This window comes from Halomonas sp. SIMBA_159 (assembly GCF_046536035.1).
GTDB lineage: Bacteria > Pseudomonadota > Gammaproteobacteria > Pseudomonadales > Halomonadaceae > Vreelandella > Vreelandella venusta_A.
This window is the reverse complement of record NZ_JAWJBT010000287.1, coordinates 1-286: the sequence shown is the minus strand read 5'-3', so window position 1 is coordinate 286 and position 286 is coordinate 1. Positions and strand designations below refer to the sequence as shown.

Sequence of the window (286 nt, the reverse complement as noted above, 5' to 3'; positions counted from 1 at the left end):
AGCAAAAAAGCTGAAGACCGCGACCAATTCCGGTCCTGGATGAAGCAGCTCGGGGAACCGGTGCCTGATTCCGATATCATCTATTCGCTCGACGGCGCGCTTGCTTTTGCAGAGCGCACGGGCTATCCCGTCATCGTTCGCCCTGCCTATACGCTCGGCGGTTTTGGCGGCGGCATCGCAAGCGACGAAGAGAAATGATCGGAATGCGGCGGCTATAGCATTCCTTGATCAAATGCACTTTATAGATCAGCGTATCTGAGGCATCAATGACATAATCGGGTTTTTT

Annotated in this window: 1 protein-coding gene; it reads left to right on the top strand. The window is 53.1% G+C overall.

All coding sequences use genetic code 11. The features are described from left to right. Positions 1-198: ATP-binding protein (locus tag R0J87_RS19330; RefSeq protein WP_498888266.1), on the top strand; the 198-nt coding region annotated here is incomplete at its 5' end. Positions 199-286: the final 88 nt, after the last annotated feature.